Origin of the sequence: uncultured Flavobacterium sp. (assembly GCF_963922255.1) — a bacterium.
Taxonomy (GTDB): Bacteria; Bacteroidota; Bacteroidia; order Flavobacteriales; family Flavobacteriaceae; genus Flavobacterium.
The window spans coordinates 1-22133 of the sequence record NZ_CAWUIC010000008.1 but is presented as its reverse complement, the minus strand read 5'-3'; the positions used below and the strand labels follow the sequence as shown (position 1 = coordinate 22133).

Here is a 22133-nt window from a genome sequence, read left to right as displayed (position 1 = left end):
TTTATGGCATAATTATTGAAGTATTACAAGAAAATTTTACATCAAGTAGGAAAGGTGACTTTTATGATGTTTTAGCTAATTCAACAGGTATAATTTGTGCTGTTATGTTAAATAAATATATTGTAAAAAGGATTTCCTCTAGTAAAATTTAAAAAGTTTAAAATTATTATTTATATTCGTACTCTAAAATAAAATAACCATGCAACCAAAAAAGAATCCTAACGTTGATGCAAAACGAAATAGTTTGTTGTATTTCCAAATTGGATTGGCAGCAATTACTGTTTTAACGTACATTGCTATTGAAGTAAAAACTCCAGATCCAGTTATTATAGTTGAAAAACCAAAAATTGTAGATAATTTTATCGATGAGGAAATTATTCCTTTAACGATGCAAGTGCAAAAAGCACCACCACCACCACCACCAGCACCAGAAGTAATTCAGATTGTTGAAGATAAAGTGGTTATCGAAGATAAAAAAATTGAAACTACTGAAGTTAATGAGAAAGAAGAGGTAAAAGTAGTTAAAGCAGCTGCAGTTGGTGAAGTTACTGGAACAGTTGAAGACGTTGATTTAGATGTTCCTTTTGCAGTTTTAGAGGATGTACCTTTGTTTCCAGGTTGTGAAAAAGTACCAAGAAGCCAACAAAAAGAATGCTTCATGGAACAAATGAACAAACATATTAAAAAACATTTTGATTATCCATCAAGAGCTAGAGAAGATAATGTTCAAGGAAGAATTACAGTTTTGTTTGTCATTGATAAAACAGGTAATGTAACAAACCTAAGAATAAAGGGTCTTAATAAAAAAGGTGGAGAATTACTTGAGGCAGAAGCTGAAAGAATTATTAAAAAATTACCTAAGTTTACTCCAGGTAAACAAAGAGGAAAACCGGTTGGTGTAAGTTATGCTCAGCCAATTGTTTTCAGACTAGAAAATAATTAATTTATTAAAATTAATAAAAAGCTCAATCTATATGATTGGGCTTTTTTTTGGCATATAATTTGTAAGTTAATAAATAATTAACTTTTAAAACAAATTATTATGAAACCAAATGTTAAAATGATAGACAGATCTAAAAATAGTTTTATCTATTTTCAGTTAGGATTAATTGCCGTAATGGTAACAGTATTATTTGTTTTAGAATTAAATTTTAAGACAGAAAGTTTTAAAGACGCTTCTTCACTTAGAATTGAATTGCCAGATGATGAGCCTTTTAGATATGTTGGAGTAATAGAAAAACCTAAATCTGAACCAAGAAAAGTAATTCAAACAAAACCAATTGTAAAACCAGTTGTTCAACCAAAAGTGATTGATCAATTTGTTGAAACTAAAACTGAAGTTGATGATAATCTTATAAAAGATTTAGACCATCAAGATTCTAACACAGCAGTAAATGACTCAGATAATAACTCAAGTGATAATTTAGTTGATTCTAATTCTGGAAGTGCTGCTGATAAAGAAAAAGTTTTTGTAGTGGTTGAGTTTTTGCCAAGATTTCCAAGTTGTATTAATGTTTCAAAAGAAAATCAAAAAGCTTGTTTTGACGAACAGTTACAAAAAGCAATTTTTAAACACCTTGAGTATCCAAAGAAAGATTTGAATAATGGGAAAGAAGGAACTGTATTTGTTCAATTTATAGTTGATGAAAAAGGAAACTTTACTTCAATAAAAACTCCAGAAAATAATAGAGCAACAAATGATATGAGATTAGCCGTTGAAAGTGCAGTTAAAAAATTACCAAAAATTATTCCTGCAAGACAAGGTGAAAATGATGTGAAAGTAACTTATACTATTCCAATATCATTTAAGATTAGTAAATAATATTCCTAAAATCCCTTTTTTAAAAGGGATTTTTTTATTTTTATAGCCAATTACTATTTGGTTTATGAATATCAAACAATTTCTCGATTCCACTTATCTAAAAACAGCTCAACAAGCTACTGTTTCTAAGAACGAAAATATCGAAATTAATAAAAATAGCATCCAAGAAGCAATTGATTTTGGATTCAAATTAATTATGATTCGTCCAGAAGTTGTTTTTATGGCAAAAAAAATGATTTCAGATGCCAATTCTAAAGTTACTATTGGAACTGTAATCGATTTTCCATTAGGTCAAAAAACACTTGAATATAAATTAAATGAAGCGCAAAATGCAATTGATGATGGTGCAGATGATTTAGATTTTGTGGTTAATTATGAAGCTTATAAAGAAGGTAAAATAGATTTAATAAAAAATGAAGTATTAAAATGTACTGCTTTAGGTTTGCAAAACAACAAAATTGTAAAATGGATTATTGAAGTAGCTGCTTTAAACGATTCTCAAATAATCGGATTATGTACGTTAATCAAGAATGTTGTTGTTTCAAACTTTAAAGAAAGTCAATATGAAAATGTTTTTGTAAAATCTTCAACTGGCTTTTATCAAACTCAAAATAATTTGCCAAATGGTGCCACAATTCATGCAATTCAAATAATGCTTGAAAATTCATTTCCTTTGCCAGTTAAAGCTGCTGGTGGAGTAAGAAATTACGAAGAAGCAATGACTATGATAAAATTAGGTGTAAAACGTATTGGAACTTCTTCTGCTAAAGTAATTGTTGAAGGTAACGAGGCTAAAAATGAGTATTAAAAAAATTAAAATGAATTATAAAAGTATATTTTTTCTGTTGTTGTTTGTCCAAATTTCCTTTTCACAGCAAAATAATAATGAAGATTACCCCGAATTTAAAAACTGTGAAAGCAGTCAAGCTTTAAGTAAAAAAGATTGTTTTTATCAAAATTTACAACAGCATATATTGTCTAATTTTAAAATTCCTGAATCTGCAAACGCTTATAATGGAAACGTTTATGCACTTTTTGAAGTAGATACTGTTGGAAAATTTAAAGTCTTGTATACAGAAGCTTATTCTGAAGATTTAAAAAATGAAACAAAGCGCGTTTTTGATATGTTGGAAAAAGTAAAACCAGCTACTTATCAAGGAAGAAAAACATATGCAAAATATACGATTACAATTCCAATTCCTCTTGATTCTACTTTCGTAAATACAAATGTTCAAGAAAAAACAGTTGTCAAAAAGGAAAAAACTGAAAAATTTGCTGAGCTTACAGAATATGATGACATAAAACTACAAGAATATAAAAATAGTATTTATAAAGGGAATAATAATTTGCCTTTCACTCATGCTAATTATGCATTGTTTGATCAGAATTTAAACCTTGTAGGAAGTAATAATCATACTGCTTCAAAACCTTATTCGTATGCTGAAGTTGCAAGATATTATAACTTTGATGCGGAATACGAAAAAATAAAAAAGGATAAGAAATCATGGTGGGGAAAAAAATTATGGAATGAAAACCTTGTTGCCATTCAAGGAGAAGGTTATTGGTTTACTATAAATCCAATTTTAAATCTTAATGTAGGAAAAGATTTTGGAAGTGATAACAATTATACTTACGTCAATACAAGAGGTGTTTCGGTCAACGGACAATTAGGAGAACAACTTAGTTTTTCAACTCAAATTTATGAATCTCAAGGATTATTTGCAGATTATTATAATGAATATGCTAATAGTATTAAACCTTCAGGTGGAAATCCAGCCATAATTCCTGGAATTGGTATTGCAAAAGAGTTCAAAGAAAATGCTTATGATTTTCCATTAGCAGAAGCAAACATAAAATATACACCAAACAAGTTTGTAGATTTGCAATTAGGTTATAGTCGTAATTTTACAGGTGATGGTTATCGTTCATTACTTCAAGGTGATGGAACAAGTCCTTATCCATTTTTTAAAATCAACACTACATTTTGGAAAATTAAATATACCAACACATATATGTGGTTGAAAGATGTTCGTCCAGAAGTAACTATTGATAGAACTTATACAACCAAATTCATGGCAAATCATTATTTGAGTTGGAATGTTTCTAAAAGAATGAATATTGGTTTCTTTGAAAGTGTAGTTTGGGGAAATGATAATGATAGAGGTTTTGATGTTAATTTTGTGAATCCAATTATCTTCTATAGGGCTGTTGAGTTTTCGTCTTCATCAAGATCTGGAAATGCTTTGTTAGGATTAACGACTAAATACAAATTCAATAACAGTATCAATTTTTATGCTCAATTCTTATTGGATGAGTTTTCAATAGGAGATGTGAAAGCGAGAGATAAAAGTTGGAGAAATAAATTTGCTTATCAAGTAGGAGCTAAATATTATAATGCTTTCGGAGTTGACAATCTAACGTTACAATTAGAATACAATAGAATTAGGCCTTATGTTTATGCACACAGCAATGTAATTACAAATTATGGTCACAACAATCAAAGTATGGGTCATAATTGGGGAGCTAATGCAAGTGAATTAGTTGCAATTGCGAGATTCAACAAAGGAAGATATTTTGCTCAAGCTAAAATTAATTACGGAATTCAAGGTTTAGATTATAATGATGGTGTTAATATCAATAATTATGGAGGTAATATTTATCTAAATTATGATGATAATCGTCCTTTTGATAATGGGGTTGTAGTTGGACAAGGAAATAAAACAACATTAATTATTGCTGATTTTCAAGCCGGTTATATTGTAAATCCATCATCTAATATGAAAGTTTTTGCTAATTTAATGTTTAGAGATTATAAACCAACAACTGAAGATTTAATCACTAAAGCTTCAACAACAACTTGGTTTTCTGCTGGTATAAAAACTGATTTGTTTAATTGGTATTTTGATTATTAATAGGTTGTTATTTTCAATAAATTAACTTAGTGTTGAAATCAGTTGTTAAATCAATTGGTTTTGTACTTCTAATAATAAACTAATTACTATCTTTGCACTCGATTTAAAAATGCTAAAAATTTTATTTTGAGTTCACCTGATCCATCAATTTCAAATCCTTCATTATTTAATGTTTTTACGGCAATAACAAAAGCTCGTTTGACCATTAGTGTAATGTTTTCTACTTTGGCTGGATATGCTTTAGGAGTTGATCAATGGAATATCGAAGCATTTAAGGTTTTATTGCTATTGTCAGTTGGAGGTTATTGCATGGTTGGTGCTTCTAATGTATTCAATCAAATAATTGAGAAAGATTTAGATGCTTTAATGGATAGAACTAAGAATCGACCATTACCAGCAGGTTTAATTTCAAAACGAAATGCTTTTATCTTAGGTTGTGTTTTAACTATTTTAGGATTGGCAATTTTATATTCTGTAAATGAAAAAACAGCTCTTTTTGGTGCTATTTCGATTTTTATGTATGTGAGTCTATATACTCCATTAAAAACAATAACACCTTTGTCTGTTTTTGTAGGAGCATTTCCCGGAGCAATTCCTTATATGTTGGGTTGGGTTGCTGCAACAGGAACTTTTGGTATCGAAGCTGGAACTCTTTTTATCATTCAATTTTTTTGGCAATTTCCACATTTTTGGGCAATAGGTTGGTTCTTGTTTGATGATTACAAAAAAGCAGGTTTCTTTATGTTGCCAACTGGAAAAAGAGATAAGAAAACAGCATTACAAGTTATACTTTATACAATTTGGACCATATTGGCCTCTTTAATTCCGGTTTTAGGATATACAGGTAAATTTCAAATTTCAATTGGTAGTGCAATTATTATATTTGTACTTGGATTGTGGATGTTGTTTTATGCTTTTAAATTATACAATAAAATGGATGCGCTTGCTGCAAGAAAGCTTATGCTTGTAAGTGTTTCTTATATAACTTTGTTGCAAATTATTTATGTAATTGATAAGTTTTTTTAAAATTTAGATTATGATGACATTAGAAGAACAAGAAGTAAGAAAGGGCAGAACATATAAAATGTTGTTGCTTTTTGGCATGATTAGTATTTTTATGATTTTCGCAGGACTATCAAGTGCTTATGTGGTTAGTAAATCAAGACCAGATTGGTTAAAAGATTTTCAATTGCCAAGTGCATTTATATATAGTACAATTGTAATATTAGTTAGTAGTTTGACTTTTTATAGCGCAAACAAAGCTATGAAAGCAAATAATAGAAAGCTAACAACAATATTATTGTTAACGACTTTAGCTTTAGGTATCGCATTTATTTTATTGCAATTTGAAGGGTTTTCTCAAGTTGTGGCCAATGGGTATTTTTTTACTGGAAGTGAGAGTAATGTCACCACCTCATTTTTGTATATTGCAGTAATTGTGCATATCGCCCATTTAATTGGAGGTATTATTTCGTTATTAATCGTAATTTATAATCATTTTAAACAAAAATACAATCCCTCTCAAACCCTTGGTATTGAGCTTAGTGCAATGTATTGGCACTTTATGGATTTTATTTGGATTTATCTGTTTTTATTTTTCTACTTTTACAAATAGAAAAAAAACAATAAATTTGAGCACTTTTTTAACATTAAATTAATTTATGGAAGCAACAGTTACTTCACATGAACACGCTTTAGACGGAGGACCAGGACCAATGGGAGCAACCTATGGAAAATTGATGATGTGGTTTTTCATCGTTTCAGATGCACTTACATTTTCAGGATTCCTTGCAGCTTACGGTTTTTCAAGATTTAAATTTATGGAAACTTGGCCTATTGCAGACGAAGTTTTCACACACTTTCCATTTATGCATGGAGTAGAAGCTCCAATGTATTATGTGGCATTGATGACATTTATTTTGATTTTTTCTTCTGTAACAATGGTGTTGGCAGTTGACGCTGGTCATCAGTTAAATAAAGGTAAAGTTGCCTTTTATATGCTTTTAACAATCGTTGGTGGTTTTATTTTCTTAGGTTCACAAGCTTGGGAATGGAAAAACTTCATTAAAGGTGAGTTTGGAGCAGTAGAAACAAAAGGAGGCTCTATTCTACAATTTGTAGACAAAGAAGGACATAGAGTTGCATTGGCTGATTTTGCAGCAAGTTTACCTGAAGAAAGAGAATTGTTAGAAAGAAGTAAAGGAACTTGGTTTATGTCAGAAGGTTCTTTACCAACTTATTCAGTTAATGAAGTTATAGAGGGTTTTAAAAATCATCCTGATATTTTAGTTAGAACAGAACAAATTGTAGATAAGCGTAAAGTAGTGCTTTCAAGAGAAGAGTCTGTGAAGAGATTAGCTTCTGCTCAATATGTTGTAGAAGGAGCCAATCTAATAAGAAATGAATATGGTCAAAAATTATTCGCAAATTTCTTTTTCTTCATTACTGGATTTCACGGTTTTCACGTTTTCACTGGGGTATTAATCAATATCATTATTTTCTTTAATGTTTTATTAGGAACGTATGAAAGAAGAGGAAGTTATGAAATGGTGGAAAAAGTAGGATTGTATTGGCACTTTGTAGATTTAGTTTGGGTATTTGTATTCACATTCTTCTATTTAGTATAATAAAAAATAAAGCATAGTAATTATGGCACACGCACACGAATCTAACACAAAAAGAATTTGGTTTGTATTTGGACTACTTTCTGTAATAACAATCATAGAAGTGGCTTTTGGTATTTTTAAACCAGATTTTCTTTTTAGAACTGACTTTTTGAGAATGAATTTATTAAATTGGTTGTTTATCATTCTTACAATTGTAAAAGCATATTACATCGTTTGGGCATTTATGCACTTAGAAGGTGAAAAAAGAAGTTTACGAAATTCAATTGTTGCACCATTAGTATTTTTAGTTTTATACTTATGTTTTATCCTATTGGTGGAAGGAGATTATGTCTACGAGGTCTTTAAAAGTGGAACAATAAAATGGAATTTTTAACATTTTAATTTATAAATTAAATCCCGATAAACATCGGGATTTTTTTATCTTTGTACTCTTCAAAAATAGCATGTCAAATGGGAAAGAAAATAATTTTAGTCATACTCTTTATATTGCCTTTAGTCGTGTATATGTTTTTTGCTACAGGTGTAAATAAATTTGTAAACCTACCAACAATAACCAAAAATATCAATGAGCTTCCCAATTGGAATTCACTATCTAATCATGAAGTTCAACTTAAAGAAAAAATTACAATTCTAGGTTTTTTAGGAGATGATGTGCTTACCGAAAAAGGGAATTTATTTAATTTAAATCAAAAAATATATAACAAAAACAAGGAATTTAAAGATTTTCAAATTGTTATGGTTGCTCCAACCGGAACTGAAAAAGACATTCAATCCATAATTACAGAGCTAGGTACAATTTCAGATTTATCAGGTTGGAATTTTGTTTTTTCTTCTCACGATTCTATTTCCCAATTTCATAAAAGTTTAAAACTTACTGAAGCATTAAATCCAGCAATTGGTACTACAAGTGTTTATATCATTGATAAAGATTTAAATCTAAGAGGTAGAAAAGGTAAAAATTTAAAAGGTGAAGAAGAATATAAAGAAGGCTATAACACGATCTCAGCAGCTGATTTGCATAATAATATGAGTGATGATGTTAAAGTTATTTTAGCAGAATATCGATTGGCTCTGAAACGTAATAATAAAAGAAAAATCTAATGAAGAATAAATCATACATCGGAATTTCGTTCATTATCTTAATATTTGGAATTTGGGCAGTACCTAAAATTGTAGCCAAATTCCAAAAATCTGATTTAGTTGAAATTGGTCCAGTTCCTGAATTTTCTTTAACGAATCAAGACAATAAAACCATTACTGATAAAGATTATTTAGGAAAAGTGTATGTGGTTGAGTTTTTCTTTACTACTTGTCCAACTATTTGTCCAAAGATGAACCAAAACATGTTGGAAATTCAAGATGAATTTTACGGTAAACCTGATTTCGGAATTGCATCTATAACAATAGACCCAGATAATGACACAGTTGAAGTTTTAAAACAACACGCTCAAGATTTAGGAGTTAAACATTATAATTGGCATTTATTAAGAGGAGACAAAGAATATGTGTTTAATTTAGCCGAAAAAAGATTCAAATTAAATGCTGGTGAAGACAAAAATCAACCCGGAGGACTTTATCATTCAGGTATGTTTGCTTTAATTGACAAAGAAGGTAATATAAGAAGTAGAAAAGACGATTTTAACAATCCAATCTATTTCTACGATGGATTAGAATCAGCTGGTGTAAAAGCTATAAAAGAAGATATTAAAAAGTTGTTGGAAGAATAAATAAAAAAAATTGAAAATAAGATAAATGGAAAATAACCATGAGACTAGATATAATAAGCTAATTATTGCTTTGTCTGTTGTAATACCTTTAGCAGTTGCAATATTGTTTGGAGTTAATTTGCGTAAAATGGGTTTTGATGTAGAGCCTCTTTCTTTTTTACCTCCAATTTATGCTGCCATAAACGGTTTTACAGCAATTTTATTAGTTGCAGCAGTTGTTGCTGTAAAAAATGGCAGAAGAGTTTTACACGAACGTTTAATGAAGTTGGCAATTTTTTGCTCAGTTTTGTTTTTGGTAATGTATGTAGCTTATCACATGACATCAGATTCAACAAAATATGGAGGTGATTTAGGATTTATATATTATCCAATCTTAATTTCTCATATTGTTTTGTCCGTTGTAATTATTCCTTTGGTCTTGATAACATATGTGCGCGCTTTAGCACAACGCTTTGATCGACATAAAAAAATTGCTAAAATCACGTTTCCAATCTGGTTATACGTTGCTGTTACTGGAGTTGTGGTTTATTTAATGATTTCTCCTTATTATGCAAATTAAACAACAAAGAACAAAGAATAAAGAAAATAGATTTCACCTAAAGTGGATTTTTTTTCTATGTTCTATGTTCTATCCTCTATTTTCTTACTCCCAATGTGCCATGTGTAGAGCAGCTTTAGAAAGTAACGAAAACACTGTTCAAGCAGAAGCAGTCAATGACGGAATAGTTTTTTTAATGGTGATTCCTTATATCTTAGTAGCTTTAGTTGGATTTGCCGTTTATAAATTGAAGTATTCGAAGAAATAAATAATTTATTCCAACCCATCAATCTTAATATTCATTTTTCCAGAAGTTGTGATGAATGCAATTATGGCTTTATTGGTTAATTCTACTTTTTCAAAATTAAAATCATCCAAAGAGCCATTTACAAAAACACCTTTCATCGGAGAATAATTATTCAAATACGGTTCCATATTTTTCTTGCCTTCATCTAAATTTTCTTGAATAGAATAACGACAACTTTCTTTTATTTTATTTAGAATTGTGCCTTGCAATAACCAATTAGCCGATTTTAACAGAACACTTTTAGTATCTAAAACATAATTTAATTCATCAAAATAAATTTCTTTAGAAAGTGCATTGAAGTTAGGATAACCTGACAAATAAATAGTTCCAGTTAAACTTCCAGTTAAACTTAAAGCAATAATTATTTTTTTGTCTTTTTGCCAAATCTCTACATTTTGTACGGTAACTTTTCTACTTCCAGAAGCAAATTCTTGTCCTTTGAAGTTTTTGGTAATTATTTTTGAAGCGCTTTGATACGTTGAAACAGCTGCTACTGAAACAGTAACTTTTTCTGGCATTTTTGAAACAGGTTTTAAAGCAATTTTAGTAGCATCATAAGTATATTTAGGCTCCATTCCAACCATAGTTTGCATATCACATTTTAAACCCATGTCCATAGTAATTTTTCCGTTTTTTAAGAAAGCATCAGTTACATAAAGCTCTATCGGAATTAACTTAAACCAAGTTTCATAAGCATCACTGCTTAAAAAAGGTTTGCTTATTACACCTAAAGTTTCTAAAACTTGCGGTTTAAAATCGCACGATTTATCAATGGCATCATCAATCATTTTTGAAACCTTAGATTTAAAAATAGACAAGGTTGGATTAATGATATAAGTAATCGGAATTTTTTTTCCAGCTACTAAAATACTTGGACTTTCATTCCAGTTGAAATCTTTTATTTTGGAATTTGTTGTTAATTTCCAGTTTACTAAATGGGCTTTGCTCTCTAAGATTATAGTTCCATCTAAGTTAATTTGACGTGTATCATTCAGGCCTAAATACTCAGTTCCATATTTGAATTTTGACCATATTTTTAATGGAATTTCAGAAGTAATAATACCATTTTTTTCGGTTAATTTTATTTTTCCTGTTTTCCAAATCTTCATTTCGGTTTTATCATCTTCTAAATTATTGTCTTCATAAATCAAACCGGATAAATTTTTATTCAATTGATTTTCGATTTCATTCACGGATATTTCAACAGGCAAAGCAATAAAAGAGGTTTTGTTTTTATAAACCATTGGAGTATCATCAGAAGGCAAAGGTTTTAATGCTTCAATTTTTTTTGTGGTAGCACAAGATGCTAAAAAGGAAACAATGAAAAGTATAGCTAATAAACCAACGAAGTATTTCATGTGAATGTAATATTTTGATGTAAAATTAAAATTTTAATTGTTTCGTGTAACATTTTATGAAAAATTTGGTCTTATAGGAGAATTCAGAATGTAATTAATACAAAATGATAACAAAAAAAATTATACTTTTTCTCTTGTTGGTTGGAATTCAAGTTTCAGCTCAAGAAAAAAAATGGACACTTGAAGAATGTGTGGATTATGCTATAAAAAACAATATTTCCATCAAACAATCAGAGTTGGATTTAAAAACTTCAGATGTTGAAAAAATGGAAGCTATTGGTGGTTTTTTACCAACTTTAAATGCAAATGCAAATTATAGTATGAATACTGGAGCAAGTATTAACCCAGTAACAAATCAATTTCAAAATCAAACGTTTAAATCTTTTTCTGCATCTGCAAATTCAAATATTACATTGTTTAATGGTTTAGCAAATTGGAAAACCATGCAGCGTTCAAAACTGAATCAAATTGCAAATACGTACCGTTTGGACAAAATGAAAGATGATATTGCTCTTTCAGTAGCTAATTCTTACTTACAAATTTTGTTCAATAAAGAACAACTGAAAGTTTTAATTAGTCAAAATTCAATTACTAAAGATAATTTAAAAAGAACCCAACAATTAATTGATGCTGGTTCTTTGCCAGCTGGAGATATTTTTGAACTTCAAGCAACAGATGCAACCCAACAACAGCAAATTATTAGTACCGAAAACACACTTTTAATTTCTAAAATTGCTCTTTGTCAAATGTTGTTGATTGAAGATTATGCAACGTTTGATATTTCTGATGATGTTATAGATATTCCTTTAACAGATTTGAGTAATGAAACACCACAAACTATTTTAGTAAAAGCAAAAGAATCTGTTAATGATATTAAAGTTGCACTTTCAAATGTTGATATTGCTAAAAAAGATTTGTCAATTTCTCGTTCTTCTTATTTGCCAACTTTATCTGGTTTTGTAGGGTACAACACACGTTGGTCAGAAAGTACACCTTTTAATTTTGCAGATCAATTGTCATTATTTGATGGTACAGCTATTGGGTTACAATTAAATGTTCCAATTTTAAATGGTTTTGCAACAAGAGGTAGAGTGCAAAGAGCAAAAATAAATCAAGAACGTACAGAATATCAATTGAAACAAGCAGAATTAGATTTAGAAAGTAATGTTTATCAAGCTTACAATGATGTAATTAACGCAAAAAAAAGCTATGAAGCTGCTCAAAAAACATTGGAGGCTCGCAAACAAGCTTTTGGTTTTTCTAAAGAAAGATATGAAGTAGGTTTGTTAAATACCTTTGATTTTTCTCAATCATCAATTGCTTTAGACAATGCACAATCAGAAGTACTAAGAACTAAATACGATTACATTTTTAGAACTAAAATTTTAGAGTTCTATTTTGGAATACCATTAATAAAAAAACAATAAATCATGTCAAAAAAAACCATTTTTATAGTATTAGGAATAATTGTAGCAGTTGTTGCTGGAATAATGATCTTTGGAAAAGGAGGAAACGATGATACTAAAATTGTAGAAGTTGCCAAAGCAAATAAAATGACAATTGTTGAAACTGTTTCTGCAACAGGAAAAATTCAACCAGAAGTTGAAGTTAAAATTTCATCTGAAGTGTCAGGTGAAGTTATTGAGTTACCTGTAAAAGAAGGTCAACAAGTTAAAAAAGGAGATTTATTGGTGAAAATAAATCCAGATATTTATGTTTCTGGCGTAAATAGAACAGCTGCAACGGTATCTAACTCTAGAGCGGGTTTAACACAAGCTGAAGCTCAAGTTAAAGAAGCAAAAGCAAATTATGATAGAAATAAAACTTTGTTTGATAAAGGAGTAATTTCAAAATCAGAATGGGACAGAATAGTTTCTGCTTATGAAGTAGCAGTAGCAGCAAAACAATCCGCTTATTACAATGTACAAAGTGCAAGTGCCACATTAACTGAAGCAAGAGACAACTTAGGAAGAACTACCATTTATGCTCCAGCTGACGGAACAATTTCATTGCTTTCTATTGAATTAGGAGAACGAGTTTTAGGGACACAACAAATGACTGGTACTGAAATACTTCGTATTGCAAATCTAAACAATATGGAAGTTGAAGTAGATGTGAATGAGAATGATATCGTTAAAGTAAGTATTGGTGATAAAGCCGATATTGAAGTAGATGCTTATTTGAAAAGAAAGTTTAAAGGAACTGTTACAAGTATTTCAAATTCTGCAAGTTCTGCTTTAACAGCTGATCAAGTAACAAACTTTAAAGTAAAAGTGAGAATTGAAAAAGAGTCTTACCAAGATTTATTAAAAGACAAACCAGATAATTATTCTCCTTTTAGACCAGGAATGACTGCTACAGTTGATATTATTACAAAAACAAACAAGGATGTAATTGCTGTACCAATTAGTGCTGTTGTTATCAAAGACGATACTACTTCTGTTAAAAAAGACATTGTAGCTGAATTAGAAAAAGAAGAGCAAGAGAAAAAAGGAACAGCTCCAAAATCAGATCAAAAATTTGAATGTGTTTTTGTGAAAGTTGGAGATAAAGCTAAACTTAGAGTTATTAAAACTGGAATTCAAGATGATACTAATATCGAAATTATTTCAGGATTAAAAGCTGGTGAAGAAATTATTGTTGGACCATATACAACAGTTTCAAAAGACTTAATGTCTAATGATAAAGTTAGATTGGAAAATGAAAATGACAAAAAAGATAAAAAATAAATAGAGTTTGATAACTTTTCAAAAGGCATTTCTTAATTGAAGTGTCTTTTTTTGTTGGTATAAATTACTTTTATTGAATCTAAAAGATTGTATTTTTGCATATAAATAAATATTATGGCATTACTTTTAAATATTGAAACAGCTACTAAAAACTGTTCCGTTTCACTGGCTATAGATGGGAAGACCATTGCTTGTAAAGAAATTGCAGAACAAAACTTTTCTCATGCAGAAAAACTTCATGTTTTTGTGGATGAATTGCTAAAAGAGAACAATTTAAATTATAAAGATCTAAATGGTGTTGCGGTTGGTCAAGGACCAGGTTCTTACACAGGATTACGAATTGGAGTTTCGTCGGCAAAAGGTTTTTGTTATGCCTTGGGTATTCCAATGATTGCCATTGATACTCTTGAGGTATTAGCTAGAAAAATAACTATTGCAGAAGGTTTAATTATTCCAATGATAGATGCAAGACGAATGGAAGTATATTCAGCTATTTTCGAGATAGATTATACAAAAACAAGAAATGTTGAAGCAGTAATCATTGATGCTAATTCATTTTCAGAAATAGGTAAAAAAATTCACCTTGTTGGAGATGGAATTGCTAAGTTTAAAGAAGTTTTGACCGATGAAAAATTCATTTATCACGATGATGTAGTTTATCCATCAGCTAATGAAATGAGTTATTTGTCATTTGAAAAGTTCAAAAAAAGCGACTTTGTAGATGTCGCTTATTTTGAACCTTTTTATTTGAAAGATTTTATGATTAGTAAGTAAATTATTTCACAACTTTCTTTATTTCCACTTGATGAGGATAAGGAATTTCAATTCCCGCTTCATCAAAGGCTAATTTACAAGCCTCAATTACTTCGGCTCTCACGGTCCAGTAATCTTCAGCTTTGGACCAAGGTCTTATCGCAAAATCAACAGAACTATTGTTTAAAGTTTTAACAAAAACACTAGGAGCTGGTTCTTTTAATATTAAAGGATGATTGTTTAATATATCAAAAACAACTTCTTTTACTTGTTTGAAATTTGAACCATAATCAACACCAATTTCTATATCAACACGTAAGTTTCCATTCACCGTAAAGTTTACAATTTTATCATTAGATAAAGCTGCATTTGGAATAATGGCTAATTTGTTTTCAGGAAGTGTAATGTATGTAGAAAACATTTTAATTTCTTTTACTGTACCTACTAAACCTTGTGCTTCAATTACATCTCCAACTCTAAAAGGTTTAAGTAAAATAATTAAAACACCACCTGCAAAATTGGAAAGTGAACCTTGTAATGCTAAACCAACTGCCAAACCAGCAGCACCAAGAATTGCTACAAAAGAACTAGTTCCTATTCCTAATTGGGTAATTACGGTAACTAATACTAAAATACGCAAAGCCCAAAAAACAAGGTTTCCAATAAACAATATTAGTGTAGCTTCAATGTCTCGTTTTCGCATTAATCTTTTAATAAGCTTTGTAATAATACTTGTTGCCCAAAGACCAACAAATAAAATGATTATAGCCGAGATTAATTTTGGGGAATATTCTAAAATATAATTTTTAATGTATTCAAAATAGGTTGCAATTTCTTTTTCAGTCATAATTATTTTTAATTTTTAACAAAGATAAACTTTAGGATAAAAAACCCAAAAATAGCTATCAAGAATGTCTTGGGATTAATAATAGTTTAACATTTAGATAAAAAAAATGCCTTTAAATTTATAAAGGCATTTTTTTGTATTTTAAGTCAATTTTTATTCAACTTCAAATGTGATTTTTAAATTTACTCTAAACTCAGTAACTTCATTGTTCTTTATTGCGGCACTTTGGTCTTTAACATATACTGATCTAATGTTTTTTAAAGATTTTCCTGCATGTGCTACTGCTTTTTTGGTTGCATCTTCCCAACTTTTTTCTGAACTAGATAAAACCTCTATAACTTTTAATACTGCCATTTTGTTTTTAATTTAAATTAGTAAAGGCTAAATTTACGAAAAATCCGAATTAATATCAAGTTAATTTCTTATTATGTTTTTTAATCTATTCATAACTTCGCCTTTACATTTACATAATAATCAATATAGATATTTGCAATGGTCTTAAGACAACTCATGAAATGTAAAGTTTTTGTCAACTTATTTCTTGATATAGCTGCCTTGGCCAGGCAGCTTTTTTTTAACGTTATAATTATCTTTAGATAACATTCGGTTAACATTGGAGTAAGTTCTTTGCAGCGACAAAAACTTACAACACATCATGAGAAAATTACTTCTAATTACAAGCTTCGGTTTGTTATTAACCTCATTTGTATATTCCCAAGAAGAGAATATTAAAACAACAAACTTTGGGAAAGGAATACTAAATATTGTTGGAAAAGACAGTACTTGGAGTATGAATTTCTCTGCTCGAATGCAAATACTTTCTACGGCTGCGTGGACTGTTGTTGATGATGAACTTACCAATCCTTCACAAGATTTTTTGCTTAGACGATCAAGGCTAAAGTTTGATGGATTTGCTTACTCTCCAAAATTATCTTATAAATTAGAAATAGGATTATCAAACAATGATATCTCTGGAGGTTCTGAATTTACAGGAAATACACCAAGATATGTCTATGACGCTGTGGTTATGTGGAACTTCTACAAAAACCTTGAGTTATGGGCTGGACAAACTAAATTACCTGGAAATGTCGAGCGTGTTATTTCTTCTGGAAACATGCAGTTGGTTGATCGTTCCTTGTTGAATAAAGAATTCAATATTGATAGAGATATGGGGATTCAGTTAAGAAATCACTTTACAATTGGTAAAGAGTTTTTAATTAGACAAAAAATTGCTATTTCTCAAGGTGAAGGACGAAATGTTACTACAGGAAATTTAGGAGGCCATCAATATACTACAAGACTAGAGTTTCTTCCTTTTGGAGAGTTTACAAAAGATGGAGATTATTCTGGTGGTGATTTAAAGAGGGAAGCTACACCAAAATTATCTGTTGCTACAACTTATGATTATAACAATAAAGCCGTTAAAACAAAAAGTAATCAAGGTGATTGGATGTTTACTGATTTTGGATTTCATGAAACCGATGTTAAAACTTTTTTTGTTGATGCAATGTTTAAATATAGAGGGTTTTCATTTATGGGAGAATTTGCAGATAGAACGGCTTCAGACCCATTTGCAAAAAACATGGATGGTAGTCTAACTGGAGATGTTGTTCAAGTTGGACAATCATATAATTTGCAAACGGGTTATTTGTTCAAGAATAATTATGAAATTGCTACTCGATTTACACAAGTTAAATTTGATAAAGTTATAACAGGAGAAGATTTACAGAAACAATTTACTTTGGGTGTTTCAAAATACATTGTTGGTCATAAACTAAAAATACAATCTGATATAAGTTATTTAGGTATTGAAAATGCTAATGACGAAATTATGTGGAGATTACAAATGGACTTACATTTTTAGTATATTTGATAACATTAAGTTAACATATTAGTCGATAATTAAATAGAATTTTGCAAAAATTTAAAAAACAAATAATTAAATAAAGATGGAACAAGTTTACGTTATAATGCTTATTGCTTTAGCCCTTTTAGCTACTATTGACTTGATGGTTGGAGTAAGTAATGACGCAGTAAATTTTTTAAATTCTGCCATAGGATCAAAAGCAGTATCATTTAAAACGATAATGATTGTTGCTAGTATTGGAGTTGCAATTGGAGCTTTATACTCAAATGGAATGATGGAAATTGCCCGAAGTGGAATTTTTACACCAAGTATGTTTAGTTTTAATGATGTAATTATGATTTTCCTCGCAGTAATGATTACAGATGTATTATTACTCGATGTTTTTAATACACTAGGTTTGCCAACATCAACCACTGTATCAATAATATTTTCATTGTTAGGTGCATCAGTTTTTATAGCTATATCAAAAATTTATTTTTCTGATGGTGATTTTGATACATTAGGTGCTTATATAAATACTAAAAAAGCTTCTGAAATTGTTTATAGTATTCTTTTATCTGTTTTGTTGTCTTTTGCTTTAGGTTCAATTGTGCAGTATATTTCTAGGCTTTTATTTACTTTTCATATTGACAAAAGATACAAGTATTTTGGAGCAATTTTTGGAGGAATAGCACTAACGGCAATTTCATTTTTTATCTTAATTAAAGGTTTGAAATCTGTAACTTTCATTACAAGTGAAACAAAAGACTTTATAAAAGGTAATCAATTATTGATTATTGGATATTGTTTTGTTTTTTGGACAATTGTCTCTCAAGTAGTGATGAGTGTTTTAAAATATAATATCTTTAAACTTATTATTATTGCTGGAACGTTTGGTTTAGCTCTTGCCTTTGCAGGAAATGATTTAGTAAATTTTATTGGAGTACCAATTGCCGCTTTTCAATCTTATGAAATGTATTCTGTTGCTGGTCAAACTTTAGGAGCAAAAGAATTTATGATGGTTGGTTTAGAAGGAGAAAATCTTCCAGCACCTTTTATTTTTCTTGCTTTAGCAGGTTCAATAATGGTTTTCACACTTTGGACTTCTAAAAAAGCTAAAAATGTTTTGGAAACAGAGCAAAATTTATCTCGTCAAGGTGAAGGTTCAGAAAAATACAATGCAAATACAATGTCAAGAGGAATTGTTAGAGGTGCAATGTATGTTGGTAATGCAATCAATTTTATTTTACCAAAATCTGTTCAATTTAAAATTGACCAACAATTCATTTTACCAGAATACAAAGGAAAAAGAAGTGAACAACCTATGTTTGATATGGTTAGAGCTTCTGTAAACTTAATTGTTGCAGCCGTTTTAATTTCTATTGGAACATCAATGAAATTGCCACTTTCAACAACCTATGTAACTTTCATGGTTGCAATGGGAACCTCTTTTGCTGATAGAGCTTGGGATAGAGAAAGTGCAGTTTATAGAATTGCAGGTGTTTTAAATGTAATAGGTGGTTGGTTTTTTACCGCAATTGCAGCATTTCTTGCATCTGGAGTAATCGCTTATTTATTATACATTGGAGAAGCTTTTGCATTCTTTGCATTTATGATTATTGTTGCAATTTTCTTCTATAGAAGTAACCAACTTCATAAAAAGAAAGTTAAAGAAGAAGAATTAGTAAGAAGTTTAAAACGTGAAGATATCGTAACTATTCACGAAGTAATAAATGAAAGTTCAGATCAAATTGCAAACATTGTAAAAAAATCTAATGGAGTTTACAGTGGTGTTGTGAGTGGTTTGAGTTTACAAGATTTGCCTACTTTAAAGGATAGTAAAAAATCAGTTAAAAAACTTGAAAAACAAGTTGATGAACTAAAAAGCAACGTGTATTATTTTATTAAAAATTTAGATGAAACTTCTGTTGAAGCAAGTAAATTCTACATTTTAATATTAGGACACTTACAGGATATGACACAATCTTTAAGTTACATTGCACAAAATAGTCATTCGCATATTGATAATAATCATAAACAATTAAAATTTAATCAAACTAGAGATTTAAAAAGTGTTGAATTACATATTTTAGAATTATTTAAAGATATTGAAAGCATATTTGATAGTAAAGACTTTGATAATATTGATAAAGTATTGGCTAAAAAAGAAGATGTTTTAGATAGGATTTCAGATTTAATTCAAAAACAAATTGAAAGAATTAGAACAACTGAAAATAGTCCAAAAAACAGTAAATTGTATTTCGGATTATTATTAGAAACTAATGATTTGATAAAAGCAACAATGAATCTTTTAGAATTATTTAAAGAGTTCAACGAGTATGCTAATAAAAAGAAATAAAACAAATAAAAAGAGCCAATGAAAATTGGCTCTTTTTATTTGTTGTTAAAACTATATTCAATTAAGCATTTATAGCTTCCACAATTATAGCTTCATCTTTCAGCATGTCTTTTAACATGTTTTCTATACCATTTTTCAAAGTAAAAGTAGAAGAAGGACAGCCACTACAAGCTCCTTGTAAAATTACTTTTACGCGTTTTTCTTTTTCATCATAAGAATCAAACATAATATTTCCACCATCACTTTGAACGGCAGGTTTTACATATTCTTCAAGAATATTGATAATTTGTTGAGAGGTAACATCAAGTTTGTCAAAATAATCTTCTTGTTGTTTTTGATGGGATTCCGTTTTTGTAATTAAGCTTTCATCAATGATTGTGTTTCCAGTTTCTATATATTCTTTAATAAAGGTGCGAAGTTCTAAAGTGATTTCTTCCCATTCTTTAATCTCATATTTAGTAATCGAAATATAATTTTCATCAAAGAAAATTTCTTTTACAAACGGAAAACGAAATAATTCTTTAGCTAAAGGTGAAGCTTTTGTTTCATCAATATTCTTACACTCTAAAGCTGTTTTAGTTAGTAGAGTATTACTCACAAATTTCATCACATTTGGATTAGGTGTCGTTTCTGAATAGATACTAACAGGAATTTTCTTGTTGTTGCTTTCATTAGCGATAACAATTTCACCACCATTTATAATGAAATTTTGAATTTGTTCGGCTACTTCATCTTGAACATCTTCCCATTCCACAATTGAATATTTTTCAATAGCGATAAAATTTCCAGATATATATATCGTTTTTACAAATGGAAGATAGAACAGTTGTTTAGCTAAAGGTGACGTGCTAGTTTCATCAATATTTTTATATTCAAAATTCTGATTTTGTGTGATAAAATCCTCTAATTCAAACTTTATAATATCTTTATTAGATGTGGTTTTTATAGTGATTTTTTGCATTGTTTAGTTATATTTTTTGCAAATTTAGTAAACTTATTTGCATTCTTTGTTTATATTTGGTTTTTAAAACAAATATTTTTTCGAGAATAAGTCCCTTTTATGATGAAAAAAACTACAATAATGTTACTGTTGTTTTCAACTTGCTTTGGTTTTTCACAAGGAATAACAGTTTCGCAAGCAAGTCCAGGAACTGGTTTCGGTTCCGTTCAATATATAGTTGAAAATATATTAATTAATTCTTCTTGTGCACAAGTGTCGAATTTTCAGACACAAGGTCTTTGTGGTGTTGGAAGTTTTGGTTACACAGGTTCAAATTTTGATTTCGCAGGAGGTATGATATTGAGAAATGGTATTGTTAATAATTCTGCGGGTCAATATACAGGTACTAATTTAACTTCTGTTTGTTCAGATGTTGGAGATGCTGATTTATTAGCCATAAGTCAAGCAAATGGTAATACTGGAACAATTACTGATGTTACTTTTGTTAAATTTGACTTCACTCCTTTAACTGACAGCTTTAGTTTTAATTTCATTTTTGCTTCCAATGAGTACGGAACATATCAATGTAATTATTCTGATGTATTTGCATTTATACTTACAGATTTAACAACGGGAATTTCAACAAATCTTGCTGTAATACCTGGAACAACTACTCCGGTTTCTGTTACTAATATTAGAGATACTGCTTATAATCCAAGTTGTGCTTCTGTAAACCCTACCTTTTTTGATACTTATAATCCAAATATTCCAGTAGTTTCAACGGCTATGAATATGATTGGTTATACTGTTCCTATGACAGCTATGGCTAATGTAATTCCAAACAATCCTTATAGTATAAAACTTGCAATTGGAGATTACGGGCCTTTTGGTCCTGATTCATCATTTGATTCAGCAGTATTTATTGAGGCAGGTAGTTTTAATGTTGGAACAGCTAACCTTACATATCCTGCTGGTGTAGGAGTTTATGATGCTAATATGACTATTGCAAACGGTCTTGCACCGTGTCCTGGTGAAGTTAGAGTTCTAGATACAGGATTAAGTACAGCTAATTATACTTTTGAATGGACTTTTAATGATGGTAGTGGTCCTGTAGTGCTTACTTCAGAAACAGGTCCAACTCTTGCAATCAGTAGTCCGGGAGAATATTGTGTTACAGCAAACAATTCTAGTGGCCCAGGATGTGTTCAGCAAGACTGTGTTGTGGTTGAATACTATCCTGATTTTGTAATCAATGATATGCCAAATGATCTATATAGTTGCGATAATACTTTTGATTTAAGTCAAAATACAGTAACTATTTTAAATGGTTTAGATCCTTTCCAATATGACTTAGAGTTTTTTGCAACA

At 29.6% G+C, this 22133-nt stretch carries 22 protein-coding genes; 18 read left to right on the top strand and 4 right to left on the bottom strand.

Features of this window, described 5'->3' with window-relative positions:
* Positions 1 to 199: 199 nt before the first annotated feature.
* The 12 genes from AABJ49_RS07875 to AABJ49_RS07820 all read left to right on the top strand — a co-directional run bounded on the left by AABJ49_RS07875 (position 200) and on the right by AABJ49_RS07820 (position 9894).
* Positions 200 to 943, top strand: coding sequence for an energy transducer TonB (locus tag AABJ49_RS07875; RefSeq protein ID WP_338377692.1), 744 nt, complete (start codon positions 200 to 202; stop codon positions 941 to 943).
* 99 nt (positions 944 to 1042) lie between these two features.
* Entirely contained in the window at positions 1043 to 1822 is a 780-nt protein-coding gene (locus AABJ49_RS07870) for a TonB family protein (protein ID WP_338377690.1), read from the top strand.
* A gap of 64 nt (positions 1823 to 1886) precedes the next feature.
* Positions 1887 to 2630: a deoxyribose-phosphate aldolase gene (gene deoC / locus AABJ49_RS07865; protein WP_338377688.1), complete on the top strand. Its 744-nt coding sequence runs from the start codon at positions 1887 to 1889 to the stop codon at positions 2628 to 2630.
* Positions 2620 to 4734: a gliding motility protein RemB gene (locus tag AABJ49_RS07860; RefSeq protein WP_338377686.1), complete on the top strand. Its 2115-nt coding sequence runs from the start codon at positions 2620 to 2622 to the stop codon at positions 4732 to 4734. Before deoC ends, AABJ49_RS07860 begins: the two co-directional genes overlap by 11 nt.
* A gap of 126 nt (positions 4735 to 4860) precedes the next feature.
* Entirely contained in the window at positions 4861 to 5760 is a 900-nt protein-coding gene (gene cyoE, locus AABJ49_RS07855) for a heme o synthase (protein WP_338377684.1), read from the top strand.
* 10 nt (positions 5761 to 5770) lie between these two features.
* Entirely contained in the window at positions 5771 to 6349 is a 579-nt protein-coding gene (locus AABJ49_RS07850; protein ID WP_338377682.1) for a cytochrome c oxidase subunit 3, read from the top strand.
* Positions 6350 to 6395: 46 nt separating this feature from the next.
* Complete coding sequence (locus AABJ49_RS07845) at positions 6396 to 7361, top strand: cytochrome c oxidase subunit 3 (RefSeq protein WP_338377680.1); 966 nt, start codon at positions 6396 to 6398, stop codon at positions 7359 to 7361.
* 22 nt (positions 7362 to 7383) lie between these two features.
* A complete protein-coding gene (locus AABJ49_RS07840; protein ID WP_338377678.1) occupies positions 7384 to 7734 on the top strand; it encodes a cytochrome C oxidase subunit IV family protein in 351 nt (116 codons plus the stop codon).
* A 77-nt stretch (positions 7735 to 7811) separates the two neighbouring features.
* Positions 7812 to 8462, top strand: a complete 651-nt coding sequence (locus AABJ49_RS07835) for a hypothetical protein (protein WP_338377676.1) — start codon at positions 7812 to 7814, stop codon at positions 8460 to 8462.
* Positions 8462 to 9088, top strand: a complete 627-nt coding sequence (locus tag AABJ49_RS07830) for an SCO family protein (protein WP_338377674.1) — start codon at positions 8462 to 8464, stop codon at positions 9086 to 9088. The genes AABJ49_RS07835 and AABJ49_RS07830 overlap by 1 nt, the downstream gene beginning before the upstream one ends.
* Positions 9089 to 9113: 25 nt before the next feature.
* Positions 9114 to 9647, top strand: a complete 534-nt coding sequence (locus tag AABJ49_RS07825; protein ID WP_338377672.1) for a DUF420 domain-containing protein — start codon at positions 9114 to 9116, stop codon at positions 9645 to 9647.
* Positions 9648 to 9747: 100 nt separating this feature from the next.
* A complete protein-coding gene (locus AABJ49_RS07820) occupies positions 9748 to 9894 on the top strand; it encodes a hypothetical protein (RefSeq protein ID WP_338377670.1) in 147 nt (48 codons plus the stop codon).
* Between the two features lie 5 nt (positions 9895 to 9899).
* On the opposite strand, the gene AABJ49_RS07815 is transcribed toward AABJ49_RS07820, so the two are convergent.
* Entirely contained in the window at positions 9900 to 11291 is a 1392-nt protein-coding gene (locus AABJ49_RS07815; RefSeq protein WP_338377668.1) for a DUF4403 family protein, read from the bottom strand.
* Positions 11292 to 11395: 104 nt separating this feature from the next.
* Between AABJ49_RS07815 and AABJ49_RS07810 the strand changes: the two genes are divergently transcribed.
* From AABJ49_RS07810 to tsaB, 3 genes are all read left to right on the top strand, one after another.
* Positions 11396 to 12718 (top strand): TolC family protein, encoded by a 1323-nt coding sequence (locus AABJ49_RS07810; RefSeq protein ID WP_338377666.1) that lies wholly within the window; start codon positions 11396 to 11398, stop codon positions 12716 to 12718.
* A 3-nt stretch (positions 12719 to 12721) separates the two neighbouring features.
* Positions 12722 to 14020 (top strand): efflux RND transporter periplasmic adaptor subunit, encoded by a 1299-nt coding sequence (locus AABJ49_RS07805; protein ID WP_338377664.1) that lies wholly within the window; start codon positions 12722 to 12724, stop codon positions 14018 to 14020.
* A gap of 114 nt (positions 14021 to 14134) precedes the next feature.
* Entirely contained in the window at positions 14135 to 14794 is a 660-nt protein-coding gene (gene tsaB / locus AABJ49_RS07800; RefSeq protein WP_338377662.1) for a tRNA (adenosine(37)-N6)-threonylcarbamoyltransferase complex dimerization subunit type 1 TsaB, read from the top strand.
* A 1-nt stretch (position 14795) separates the two neighbouring features.
* On the opposite strand, the gene AABJ49_RS07795 is transcribed toward tsaB, so the two are convergent.
* Both AABJ49_RS07795 and AABJ49_RS07790 read right to left on the bottom strand, forming a co-directional pair.
* Entirely contained in the window at positions 14796 to 15620 is an 825-nt protein-coding gene (locus AABJ49_RS07795) for a mechanosensitive ion channel domain-containing protein (protein WP_338377660.1), read from the bottom strand.
* Between the two features lie 153 nt (positions 15621 to 15773).
* Entirely contained in the window at positions 15774 to 15974 is a 201-nt protein-coding gene (locus tag AABJ49_RS07790; RefSeq protein WP_338377658.1) for a dodecin family protein, read from the bottom strand.
* Positions 15975 to 16275: 301 nt separating this feature from the next.
* On the opposite strand from AABJ49_RS07790, the gene AABJ49_RS07785 reads away from it, so the two are divergent.
* Positions 16276 to 17484: a porin gene (locus tag AABJ49_RS07785; protein WP_338377656.1), complete on the top strand. Its 1209-nt coding sequence runs from the start codon at positions 16276 to 16278 to the stop codon at positions 17482 to 17484.
* A gap of 85 nt (positions 17485 to 17569) precedes the next feature.
* The gene (locus AABJ49_RS07780; RefSeq protein WP_338377655.1) at positions 17570 to 19825 is read left to right on the top strand and encodes an inorganic phosphate transporter; all 2256 of its coding nucleotides are present in this window, start codon (positions 17570 to 17572) and stop codon (positions 19823 to 19825) included.
* A gap of 61 nt (positions 19826 to 19886) precedes the next feature.
* Here AABJ49_RS07780 and AABJ49_RS07775 read toward each other — a convergent pair whose 3' ends face one another.
* A complete protein-coding gene (locus AABJ49_RS07775; protein ID WP_338377653.1) occupies positions 19887 to 20786 on the bottom strand; it encodes a NifU family protein in 900 nt (299 codons plus the stop codon).
* A 99-nt stretch (positions 20787 to 20885) separates the two neighbouring features.
* Between AABJ49_RS07775 and AABJ49_RS07770 the strand changes: the two genes are divergently transcribed.
* Positions 20886 to 22133, top strand: a 1248-nt coding sequence (locus AABJ49_RS07770; RefSeq protein ID WP_338377651.1) for a choice-of-anchor L domain-containing protein, incomplete at its 3' end; no start/stop codon positions are given.

What these genes read in the sequence shown, in the direction of transcription:
- AABJ49_RS07830 (WP_338377674.1), top strand. Translation starts at nt 8,462, where the DNA reads ATGAAGAATAAATCATACATCGGAATTTCGTTCATTATCTTAATATTT.
- AABJ49_RS07810 (WP_338377666.1), top strand. Translation starts at nt 11,396, where the DNA reads ATGATAACAAAAAAAATTATACTTTTTCTCTTGTTGGTTGGAATTCAA.
- AABJ49_RS07845 (WP_338377680.1), top strand. Translation starts at nt 6,396, where the DNA reads ATGGAAGCAACAGTTACTTCACATGAACACGCTTTAGACGGAGGACCA.
- AABJ49_RS07850 (WP_338377682.1), top strand. Translation starts at nt 5,771, where the DNA reads ATGATGACATTAGAAGAACAAGAAGTAAGAAAGGGCAGAACATATAAA.
- AABJ49_RS07775 (WP_338377653.1), bottom strand. Translation starts at nt 20,786, where the DNA reads ATGCAAAAAATCACTATAAAAACCACATCTAATAAAGATATTATAAAG.
- AABJ49_RS07875 (WP_338377692.1), top strand. Translation starts at nt 200, where the DNA reads ATGCAACCAAAAAAGAATCCTAACGTTGATGCAAAACGAAATAGTTTG.
- AABJ49_RS07870 (WP_338377690.1), top strand. Translation starts at nt 1,043, where the DNA reads ATGAAACCAAATGTTAAAATGATAGACAGATCTAAAAATAGTTTTATC.
- AABJ49_RS07780 (WP_338377655.1), top strand. Translation starts at nt 17,570, where the DNA reads ATGGAACAAGTTTACGTTATAATGCTTATTGCTTTAGCCCTTTTAGCT.
- AABJ49_RS07825 (WP_338377672.1), top strand. Translation starts at nt 9,114, where the DNA reads ATGGAAAATAACCATGAGACTAGATATAATAAGCTAATTATTGCTTTG.
- AABJ49_RS07785 (WP_338377656.1), top strand. Translation starts at nt 16,276, where the DNA reads ATGAGAAAATTACTTCTAATTACAAGCTTCGGTTTGTTATTAACCTCA.
- AABJ49_RS07795 (WP_338377660.1), bottom strand. Translation starts at nt 15,620, where the DNA reads ATGACTGAAAAAGAAATTGCAACCTATTTTGAATACATTAAAAATTAT.
- tsaB (WP_338377662.1), top strand. Translation starts at nt 14,135, where the DNA reads ATGGCATTACTTTTAAATATTGAAACAGCTACTAAAAACTGTTCCGTT.
- AABJ49_RS07820 (WP_338377670.1), top strand. Translation starts at nt 9,748, where the DNA reads ATGTGTAGAGCAGCTTTAGAAAGTAACGAAAACACTGTTCAAGCAGAA.
- AABJ49_RS07815 (WP_338377668.1), bottom strand. Translation starts at nt 11,291, where the DNA reads ATGAAATACTTCGTTGGTTTATTAGCTATACTTTTCATTGTTTCCTTT.
- deoC (WP_338377688.1), top strand. Translation starts at nt 1,887, where the DNA reads ATGAATATCAAACAATTTCTCGATTCCACTTATCTAAAAACAGCTCAA.
- AABJ49_RS07790 (WP_338377658.1), bottom strand. Translation starts at nt 15,974, where the DNA reads ATGGCAGTATTAAAAGTTATAGAGGTTTTATCTAGTTCAGAAAAAAGT.
- AABJ49_RS07840 (WP_338377678.1), top strand. Translation starts at nt 7,384, where the DNA reads ATGGCACACGCACACGAATCTAACACAAAAAGAATTTGGTTTGTATTT.
- AABJ49_RS07860 (WP_338377686.1), top strand. Translation starts at nt 2,620, where the DNA reads ATGAGTATTAAAAAAATTAAAATGAATTATAAAAGTATATTTTTTCTG.
- AABJ49_RS07805 (WP_338377664.1), top strand. Translation starts at nt 12,722, where the DNA reads ATGTCAAAAAAAACCATTTTTATAGTATTAGGAATAATTGTAGCAGTT.
- AABJ49_RS07835 (WP_338377676.1), top strand. Translation starts at nt 7,812, where the DNA reads ATGGGAAAGAAAATAATTTTAGTCATACTCTTTATATTGCCTTTAGTC.